This window comes from Streptomyces specialis (assembly GCF_001493375.1).
Classification (GTDB): Bacteria; Actinomycetota; Actinomycetes; order Streptomycetales; family Streptomycetaceae; genus Streptomyces; species Streptomyces specialis.
Map to the genome: position 1 here is coordinate 1 of NZ_LN929813.1, position 4,113 is coordinate 4,113.

General features: G+C 70.7%; 2 protein-coding genes and 1 pseudogene. 1 reads left to right on the forward strand and 2 read right to left on the reverse strand.

The window, feature by feature from the left end; all coding sequences use genetic code 11:
* Positions 1-8 precede the first annotated feature (8 nt).
* Entirely contained in the window at positions 9-2,984 is a 2,976-nt protein-coding gene (locus tag BN2279_RS07525) for an NACHT domain-containing protein (protein WP_079031955.1), read from the reverse strand.
* Positions 2,985-3,148: 164 nt separating this feature from the next.
* Between BN2279_RS07525 and BN2279_RS31420 the strand changes: the two are divergent.
* A pseudogene (locus tag BN2279_RS31420) lies at positions 3,149-3,478 on the forward strand (SAM-dependent methyltransferase); the annotation flags it as partial.
* Positions 3,479-3,621: 143 nt separating this feature from the next.
* On the opposite strand, the gene BN2279_RS07530 reads toward BN2279_RS31420, so the two are convergent.
* The gene (locus BN2279_RS07530; RefSeq protein ID WP_199827656.1) at positions 3,622-3,966 is read right to left on the reverse strand and encodes a cupin domain-containing protein; all 345 of its coding nucleotides are present in this window, start codon (positions 3,964-3,966) and stop codon (positions 3,622-3,624) included.
* Positions 3,967-4,113 lie beyond the last annotated feature (147 nt).

Genomic DNA, 4,113 nt, shown 5'->3' on the forward strand with positions numbered 1-4,113 from the left:
TCCGGATGCTAGGCAGTTGCGTGCGAAGGTTGCGGTGACAAGCGGGAACAAGAAGAGCATCTTCGCAGCCGATGGGGCGGGACGGGCGGGGAGCGGTCCAAGGCCAGGTCGAGGGCGAGGTCGAGGGTGAGGTTCAAATCCTGTTGAAGGGGAAGAGCGGGGTCCTTCATATCGAGGTCGCGGTCGAGGTCGAGTTCCCGGGCGAGTTCGCGAGCACCAGCCCGGCCGGCATGCGCTATGAGGGCCAGGACTGTCCCCGGGCCGAGGTCGGAGCGCAGATCGGCGCCGGACTCGAGACCTGGGTCAAAGCCACGGGCCCACGCGTGTCGGAGCGCGCGGCTCAGGTCCAGGGCGAGGGTACGGGCGAGGCTCCGGGCCCGTCCCAGGGCGCGGCTGTGGTCGAGGCGCCGGGCGAGGTCGAAGGCGAGTCCATGGGCGAGGTCGAGGCCTCGGTCGAGGTCGAGGGCACGGTCCAGGACGCGCGCCAGGGCTTGGGCCAGGGTCAGTGCCAGGTGCCGGTCGGGGAAAGGACCCGGGGGGAGGCCGAGATTGAGACCGAGTTCGATGTCGAGCGCACGAGCGAGGGCGGGATCCAGATGGGAGGCGAGAAGACGAGCGCGGGCGAGATCGTGGACCAGCGCCTCACCCCGGCCCCCGGCCAGGGCGCGGGCCAGCCCATGGGCCAGAGTGTGGGCGAGGGCGGTACCGAGAATGGCCTCCAGCGGACGGAGATCCGGCCGGGGAATCTCAGGGGCGCGCTGGAGCGCCGTGGCCAGCGTCCGGCTATAGGGAAGTATCAGGTCGCGTTCCGTCGCGCTCGTCAGTGCCAGACGCAGATATGGGGTGGTACTGACTCGGTCGGCCGTCACACGGACGGTGATCTGTTCCGGCGAGAGCGTGTACGGCCAGGGCGCCCCGTCCGGCTGGTGCAGGCGTACCCCCGCCGTCGGCTGGGCCCGCGCGTCGCGTGTCCAGATCGTGTGGCGCGTCGCGTCGAGGATCAACCCGATGGCCGGGTCGGAGAGTTCCGCCGGAGTGGGGAGGCGATAGGTGGTGCCGTCGTCGAACAGGCCGTTGAGCCACTCCACGAAGCGGGCGGCGTCCCCGGCCCACATCCCCGTGGCCGGGGCGTGCCCGTCGTCCCGCGTGCCGTCGGGGTGAGGCGTGTAGCGACCCGCGGCCTGTTCGGCCCGGACGAAGGAGGACCAGAGTTCAGCGGTGACGGGTCTGGCGCAGACGCCGATGTCCTCGCCGACTCTGATCACGTCACGCAGGCTCCGCGTCGCGGCCACCGCGGTGAGCAACCTGTGCCGGTCCGGCCCGGCACCGTCGATGTCCGGCTCCCTGCTCTTGTCGAGGAGGGTCTCCAGAACGCCCCGTGTGTCGGGGTCGATCTCGGCGGCCTCCTCGGCGCAGTCGAAGGCCAGAGCCAGTGCCCGCACGGTGTCCGAGTCCAGGCACGCCCGCAGCACCGGAGTCGCGTCGGCGTTGGCGCTCCAGAGCAGAGTGGTTTCCCGCCACCACGGGTCGTTCACCTTGTCGGTGAGCAGCCCGGTTTCCCGGGCATCGCCGATCTGGGCGGCGGCGAGGTACTCCTGCAGCGTCAGGTGGGCGAACGCGTAGACACCGTGCTCCCGTTCCACCAGCAGCCCGCTTCTGCGGACCTCGTCGAGGAACGCTTCCGGCGTCAACTGCCGTGAGACCTGCCGCAGCGGCTTGCGGATCACCTTGACGGCGTCGCCCGCCGGGATGTCGCGGAGGCCGTCGCGCATCATGGCCAGGGCGAGCTGCCGAACGATGCGCTCCTTCTGCGGCCCGGTCAACGTCGTGGCGTCGGTCAGCCCCCGGGTCTCGTAGCGGCGATGGACCAGGACGACGCACATCTCGGCGTACAACTCGGCGCGGCTGCGGGGGAGAGCACCGCGGTAACGGTGCACATCGGCGATCATCGTCAGGAGCAGCGGATTGGCGGCCAGATCGTACAGCGCCGGCTGCCTGCGCAGCCTGCCGAGCAGGTCCTCGGCCTTCTCCACCGCCGCTGCCCTGGTCTCGGGGCCGGTGCAGTCCCTGGCGCGGCTCTCGGTCGCGTACGACCACCCATGGAGGAACTGCCGGATCTGCGCGCCGGTGAAGCGCCGGACCTGCAGGACCTCCGCGGTCGGGAGCGGGTTGGACTGGTAGCCGTGGGGCCGGGACGTGACGACGAAGATGTTGTCCGGGTAGCGCTCGACCTGCCGCCGCACCCAGGCCACGACACGGCCGCGGTCCCTCTCGTCGGCGACCTCGTCCAGACCGTCGAGCAGCACCAGGCACCGGCCCCGGTCCAGCCGTCGCTCCAGCCACGCCGGAGGAACCTTGCCGGCCAGCCAGCCGGCCTCGGTCGCCACCTCCGCCAGCCCCGGCGCCTCCTCGGACAGGATCGCCGCGGCATGGTCCCGCAGATACATCAGCACCGGCAGTTTGCGGCGGCCCCGGGCGAGAAGCCCCTTCTCGCTCAGCTTCAGCGCGGTGTTCCGCGCCAGTGTCGTCTTGCCCGAACCGGGTCCCCCGATGACGGCCAGCACCCGCCCACCAGGAGCCTCCAGAAAAGACTGCAAGGTGCGCCGCCGACCCGGGACCGCCTCCTGCGCGGGAGGGACGGAGCCGAGAAACGGCTCGCGTGCGACGGCCTGGCGTGGGTTGGGCATCAGGCTGACATCGACGTACACCTGCCGCATGCGCAGCACGAACGGGTTCTGCAGGGAGACGCCGACTGTCTCCATGTCCCGAACGCTCGCCCGTAACTGGCGCAAGTACGCGCGGCGGCGGCCGGGGACCGTCACGCCCGCGTCCGCCGCGGTGGGGTCCGCCGGTGCCCTGGCCAGGACCACGGCCAGCAGCAGTGACAGGTAGAGCCATTCCCAACTCAGCTTGCCGTCCACGAGGATCTGTCCCGTGGCGACGGCCAGGGCCACGGCCACGCTGCCTCCACCGATGATCCTCATGGGCCACCGCACCACCAGAGTCTCCACCCCTCGAACGGACTCGCGACCGAATCGACCCGCCCTACTCAACACGGCCGGAGAGAAGCGCTTGTGCGCGTTCACCGAATCGAGACCCCGGCCGCTTCCCCGGCCACTGCCACCCAGTTGTCTGCGGGGTGCACGTCATGGCGGCGCGCCACGGGCAGGCAACTCCGGGGCGGGGAAGGGGACCGCCCGTGGGGTACGACAGTGCCGCACTGCCCGGTACCGACGCGCCGCGCCCGAGCGTCGCGTGGGTGTACGACTATCTGCTGGGCGGCAAGAATCACTTCGCAGCCGACCGCGAACTCAGGGACGTCTTTCACGCCCCGGTTCTCCGGAGCCGACATCTTGCGCACGCTGATTGGCGGGCGCAGGTCCGCGCCGTCGCCAGTGCCGGGGTGCGGCAGTTCAGCGGCACCGGCTCCGGCCTGCCTACCGTCGACAATGTGCACCGGATCGCGCCACGCCACGCTTCCAGCGCGCGTCCTGTTCGACGACCTGGACCTGCTGCCCCCCGGTATCGGCATTGCACCCCAGTGGCGCCCCGACACCCGCCACATCGAACCCTCGGGTGTCCCGGTGCGGGCGGCACCGCGCCCGCGGGGTGGTCACGCCTTCACCAGGGGCCCTGCCCGGGCCGGGCCTCGTCCGGGGTGTCCGGCCAGGGGGGAACGGTCGCCGCGACGGCCCGCAGGCCCTCCGGCCCCGCCCGGAACTGGAACGTGGTGCCGAGGGGGATCGTCAGGCACACCCCCGGCTCCAGCACCGTCGTCTCCTCCCGGCCGTCCTGGCCGCGCCACATCTCCCCACGGCCCGCGACGACGTACCACACCTCCCGCACGCTGACGTGGGACACCGCCTGGGACACCTGCCCGGGCGCCAGCTCGAACTGCGCGAAACTCGCGGCCCCCTCCAGGACGCACAACGGCCGCACCGCCGAGCCGTCCGGCGCGGTGACCACGGGCTGCCTCCTATACACATCAGACGCTCCCGACGTTGAGCATAGATTAGATTCCAGCCGTCTCCGTATCGTTACAAACCACCAACTGAAAGTTCTATGAGGGCTGCTTGCCAGTCTCAGGCATGTTCTAGCAAGTTTGATATTGCG